This window comes from Deinococcota bacterium, from assembly GCA_030858465.1.
Classification (GTDB): Bacteria; Deinococcota; Deinococci; order Deinococcales; family Trueperaceae; genus JALZLY01.
Genome location: JALZLY010000266.1, coordinates 1 through 5594 on the forward strand (window position 1 = coordinate 1; position 5594 = coordinate 5594).

A 5594-nucleotide genomic window follows, 5' to 3' on the forward strand; every position below is an offset into this window, starting at 1 on the left:
CCCCGACCCCTAACCCCACCGTTATGGCCGTCCAATCCTCTACAAGCAACCCCTCCGCCCCTGCCCCCGCCCGCCGCGGGCGCCGCGGGCACCGCAGCGACTGGCTCTGGGCCCTGCTGTTCCTGGCTCCGAGCCTCCTGGGCATTCTCGTCTTCGTGGCCGGGCCGATCCTCATGTCGGTGGTCATCTCGCTGACCGACTGGCGGCTGGCCTCGCCGCTCACGGTGGAATCGCTCAGCGCCAACTGGCTGGGGTTCGACAACTACGCGCAGCTCCTGGGCTGGCGCGAGGCGAGCTGGAGCCTCGAGAAGAACCTCGTCTGGCGCCTGCCGCTCCTGCTGCTCAGCCTGGGCGGTCTTCTCTGGTTCGTCCGGCGCGGCGTGACCCCCCTCTGGGGCGCCGGCCTGGGCTTGTTGAGCCTCCTGCTGCTGGGTTACTTCGCGGGCGTCGAGGCCGTCTGGCAGGACCGCCGCTTCTGGACGAGCTTTTGGAACACCCTCTACTTCGTGAGCTTGAGCGTGCCGCTCACCGTCGTCATCTCGCTGCTCCTGGCGATCGCCCTCAACCGGCCCATGCGCGGCGTCGCGCTCTATAGAGCCGCCTATTTCATGCCCATCATCTCGGGCGCCGTGGCCGTGTCGCTGGTGTGGAGATGGATGTTCAACCCGACCATCGGGCCGGTCAACCAGTTTCTTGCCTTCTTCGGCGTCTCGGGTCCGGCCTGGCTCAGCGACCGCGTCTGGGCCATGCCCGCCATCATCATCACCGACGTGTGGAGCAACGTCGGCTTCTTCATGGTCATCTTTTTAGCCGGCCTGCAGGCCATCCCCGGCCACTACTACGAGGCCGCCGACATCGACGGGGCGGGCGCCTGGTACAAGTTCTGGAACGTGACCGTGCCGCTCTTGTCGCCGACGACCTTCCTGAACACCATCTTGGCGCTCATCGCCGCCTTCCAGGTCTTCACCCTGCCCTTTATCATGACCGAGGGCGGCCCGGCCGGCGCCACCCGGGTGCTCGTCTACTACATGTACGAGCGCGCCTTTGCCACGCCCTTTCGGATGGGCTACGGCTCGGCCATCGCCTGGATCGTCTTTGTGATCCTCTTCGCTCTGACGGCCTTGCAGTGGGTCGCGCGGCGCAAGTGGGTGGTCTATGAGGAGTAGGGGTCGGGGGTCGGGGGTCGGGGGTCGGGGGTCGGGCGAAAGCCCGCCTTGCTTGCCTGACAACTGCCTTTGTTTTATAGCCGGCTCACGATCTTCTATCCCCCCTGCCCCCCTTGATAAGGGGGGTTATAGGGCCTATGGCCTCCTTGATAAGGGGGGTTACAAGCTGTGTCCCCCCCTTTTTCAAGGGGGGCTAGGGGGGATTAAAAACGTTCAACAGGTGCGTTATGCGCTCTAAACCGCTGCCCACCCTCACCGCCCACGCTTTGCTGCTCATCGGCGCCCTCTTTATGCTGATTCCCTTGATCTGGACGCTGTCCACCTCGCTCAAGGCGCCCGGCAGCGAGTTCGCCCTGCCGATCCGCTGGATTCCCGAGCGCCTCCACGTTGAAAACTACCAGACGGTGGTGAGCCGGGTGCCGATCGCGCGCTGGTTCTTCAACTCGCTCGTCGTCGCCCTGGCCGCCACCGTGGGCCAGATGCTGACCGGGGCGATGGCCGGCTACGCCTTTGCGCGGCTCAAGTTCTGGGGCCGCGATGGGCTCTTTTTGCTCTACTTGGCGACCATGATGATCCCGCCGCAGGTCACCATCATCCCGCTCTTCATCATCGTGCGGGTTTTCGGCTGGTACGACTCCTACTGGGCGCTTATCGTGCCGGGGCTGTTCGGGGCCTTTAGCGTCTTTATCATGCGGCAGTTTTTCCTGACCGTTCCCGACGAGCTCGAGGACGCCGCCAAGCTCGACGGCGCCAACCACTGGCAGATCTTCTGGCGGGTGATGCTGCCGCTCTCGGGCCCGAGCTTAGCGACCCTGGGGACCTTTACCTTCATGAGCTTCTGGAACTCGTTTCTCTACCCTTTAATCGTCACCTCCTCGCAGGAGATGCGCACCCTGACGGTGGGCCTTAGCGTCTTCCGGCAGGCCTTTACCACCGAGTGGACGCTGCTGACCGCCGGCCTGGTGATGAGCATGGTGCCGGTCATCATCGCCTTTTTGATCGGCCAGAAGTACTTTATCCGCGGCATCACCATGACCGGGCTCAAATAATGGACCGGGCTCAACCAATGGGGCTCACGTGAGGACGGGGTGAAGTTCGCCGTCGACAAGACGAGCCCCACGCCGGCCTATCTCCAGCTCAAGAACGGTCTGGCCGGCGCCATCATGGGCGGCAGCATTCGCGCCGGCGAGGCGCTGCCCTCCGAGCGCGAACTCGCCGACTCGCTCGCCCTTTCGCGGATGACGGTGCGGCGGGCCTTAGAGGAGCTGGCCGCGGCCGGCCTGGTCGAGCGGCGCCACGGCTCGGGCACCTACGCGCTGGCCAGGCGCCTCGAGCAGAGCGTGGATAGGGTGCTCGGCTTCACCGACGAGGCGCGGCTGCTGGGCTTTACGCCGGGCAGCCGGCTCCTGGAGGCGGTGCGGATAGAGGCCGACGCCCAGGCGGCGGCGGCCCTGGAGCTGGAGCCGGGCGAGCTCATCTTGCGCGTCACCCGGCTGCGCACCGCCGACGGCGAGCCCCTGGCCATCCAGGAATCGCACCTCTGCCCGGCGGCGCTTGCGCTGCCCCTAGCGGCGCTCGAGCGCTCGGGCAGCCTCTATCAGACCCTGGCGCAGTCTTGCGGGCTCAAGCCGCACCACGCCCGCCAGGTCGTCAGCGCGCGCATGCCCACGCCGGCCGAGGCCAGAAGGCTGGGCCTGGCCCGCGGCGTGCCGCTCCTGGCCATCATGCGCGTCACCTTCGACGGGGACAACCGGCCCTTCGAATACGCCCGCAGCGCCTACCGCGGCGACAAGTACGGGCTGGCGCTCGAGCTTAAAGGCAGTACTGAGGACTGAGGACTGAGAAAAAGCCTTTACCCAACCCTCAGCAATCAGTCCTCTCTGGAATCAGTCCTCTCTTAAATCAGTCCTATCCTAAAAGGAGTTGCAGTGAACACCGAAACGATGAACGAAGCCTACCGGGACCTGGACGCCTGGCCGGCAGGGCGCATCCTGGAGGCGGTGGTGGCGAGCAGCGCCCGGGCGGTGCGGGCGGTGGAGCGGGCGCTGCCCCAGCTCGAGCGGGCAGCGGAGGCGCTTAAGGGCCGTCTGGAGGCGGGTGGCCGCCTCGTCTACGTGGGCGCCGGCACCTCGGGCAGGCTGGCCCTGCTCGATTCGGCCGAACTCTACCCGACCTTCGGCTGGGAAGGCGGTCAGGTGCTGTTGGCCGGCGGCGGCGAGGCCTGGAGCAGGGCCAAGGAAGGCGCCGAGGACGACGAGGACGCGGCCAGGGGGGAGATCGGGGCGCTCGAGCTCGGCGCCGGCGACGCCGTCATCGGCGTCGCCGCCAGCGGCCGCACCCCTTACACCGTAGCGGCCCTGCGCGCCGCCAGGGAAAGGGGCGCCTTGACCATCGGCGTCGCCAACAACGTGGGTGCGCCGCTGCTCATGGTCGCCGACATCGGCGTCCTTTTAGATACCGGAGCCGAGGTCTTAGCGGGCTCGACGCGCTTGGCGGCGGGCACCGCGCAGAAGGTCGCCTTGGGCGCGCTCTCGACGGCGGTTCTGGTGCGGCTCGGCGGCGCCTACGGCAACCGCATGGTGGGGATGCGGCCGGTCAACGACAAGCTCAAGCGCCGCGCCGCGCTCATGGTCGCCGACGCCAGCGGCGCTCCCCTTGACCGGGCGCGGGCAGTGCTCGAGGAGACAGCCTGGGACATCCGCGCGGCCACCGTGATGCTCGTGGGCGGCCATTCGCTGGAAGCGGCGCGGGCGCGGCTGCAGAGCTGCGGCAACCGCGTCCGCGAGGCCCTGGAGGAGAGATGACCCAGCCCATGACCCAGTTCGAACGTGAGATCCGCGAGCAGCCCGAGGTGCTGACGCGAATCCTGGGGGACGCCAAGGTCATCGCCGCGGCTGAGGTGCTGCGCGCGCAGGACCGCGGGCTCATCATGAGCTTGGCGCGGGGCTCGTCGGACAACGCCGTGACCTTTTTCGGCTACCTGGCGGGCCGCTTCCTCGGCCTGCCGCTCGCCTCGCTGCCGCCCAGCCTGGTGACGGTCTACGCCGCCAAGATGAAGGCGGCGGGCGCCCTGGCCGTCGGCGTGAGCCAGTCGGGCGAGTCGAGCGACGTGCTCGAGGGGCTCCGCGCCCTCAAGGCGGCGGGCGCTCTGACGGTCGCCATCAGCAACGACCCCGAGAGTTCGCTCTCCAGGCTCGCCGACCTCAGCCTCGAGCAGAGGGCGGGCGAGGAGCAGGCCGTCGCCGCCAGCAAGACCTTCAGCAGCCAGATGATGCTCTTGGCGCTCTTGGTCGCCCACTGGTCGGAAGACGCCGGCTTGCTGACGGCGTTGCAGGCCGTCCCCGAGAGGATGAGGGCGCTGCTAGGGGACCAGAGCGCGGTCGAGAGAGCGGCGACCAGGCTCACTCACGCCGAGCACGCCTACGTGCTCGGCCGCGGCCTCTCCTACGGCCCGGCCTTGGAGCTGGCCCTCAAGCTCAAGGAGACGAGCTACCTCCACGCCGAGGCCTTCTCGAGCGCCGAGTTCCAGCACGGCCCCATCGCCGCCGTGGACCCGCGCTATCCGGTCATCCTGCTGGCCACCCAGGACGGCAGCCTCGAGTCGAACCTGGCGGTAGCCGAGCGGCTCTGCGAGCTCGAGGCGGACCTCACCGTCGTCAGCGGCGCGCAAGCCCTCGAAGCTTATGCCGGAGCGCTCGTCGCGTTGCCCGAGGGTCTCCACCCCGCCACCGAGGCCTTCTTGCAGGTCTTGGCGGGTCAGCTCCTGGCCCTGCACCTGGCCCAGTCCAAGCGGCTCGATCCCGACAAGCCCAGGCACCTGAGCAAGATCACCAAGACGATGTAAGCCCCGCTAGTCCTGCCGGCGAGCTGCAGCTTGCGGGGCACAAAGCGCCCATCAGGAAAAGGCACAAAAAGAGGAAGAAACACAGCAGCTCGAGAATCTCGTCCGGCAGCCACCTCCGCGCCAGGTCGGGAAACCCCTCGGGCGCAAAGCTCTCGGTCAGCCCGTAGGTGTGACGGGTGAGGCAGCTCTCGCCTTTAGGCTCGGTTGAGCCAGTCGATACATCCCTCGCCCACCGTTAGAGAGTCGCGCACGCGGACCACTTGCCCGTCCGCGGGTGCCAAGATGTCAGTTTAGGCGTCGTAGTCCTCGAGGTGTGTGCCCGCATTGCAGTGGCTGCTGCCGGTTTCGTCGGTCTTTGAAATCGTAGGCGTAGCGCTGGTTCAGGATATCTCAGATCTTGCAGTTATTCAAAGCCGTGCATAAGCAGCACTTCTGGGTGGTGCATGGCGGGAGATTACTGGATTTTCTCCTAAATTTGCCAATTTTCAAACTCATTTTGCCTCTGGCATGGCTCGAGAAAGCCCTTTTGGAGAAGGGGTTATGCAGGTGCAAGATCTGAGACGCCAGACTCGATACCAGAAAGC

The 5594-nt window shown here is 66.7% G+C and carries 5 protein-coding genes; all 5 read left to right on the plus strand.

Annotated elements, in window-relative coordinates:
* On the plus strand, positions 1–1166 hold a 1166-nt coding region (locus M3498_13410), incomplete at its 5' end, for a sugar ABC transporter permease (GenBank protein ID MDQ3460273.1).
* Positions 1167–1393: 227 nt separating this feature from the next.
* Positions 1394–2215, plus strand: a complete 822-nt coding sequence (locus tag M3498_13415; GenBank protein MDQ3460274.1) for a carbohydrate ABC transporter permease — start codon at positions 1394–1396, stop codon at positions 2213–2215.
* A gap of 39 nt (positions 2216–2254) precedes the next feature.
* Positions 2255–3001 carry a GntR family transcriptional regulator gene (locus tag M3498_13420; GenBank protein MDQ3460275.1) on the plus strand — a complete coding sequence of 249 codons (747 nt, stop codon included), beginning with the start codon at positions 2255–2257 and terminating at the stop codon, positions 2999–3001.
* A 93-nt stretch (positions 3002–3094) separates the two neighbouring features.
* Complete coding sequence (locus tag M3498_13425; protein ID MDQ3460276.1) at positions 3095–3970, plus strand: N-acetylmuramic acid 6-phosphate etherase; 876 nt, start codon at positions 3095–3097, stop codon at positions 3968–3970.
* Complete coding sequence (locus tag M3498_13430; protein ID MDQ3460277.1) at positions 3967–5010, plus strand: SIS domain-containing protein; 1044 nt, start codon at positions 3967–3969, stop codon at positions 5008–5010. Before M3498_13425 ends, M3498_13430 begins: the two co-directional genes overlap by 4 nt.
* The last annotated feature ends 584 nt before the right edge of the window (positions 5011–5594 follow it).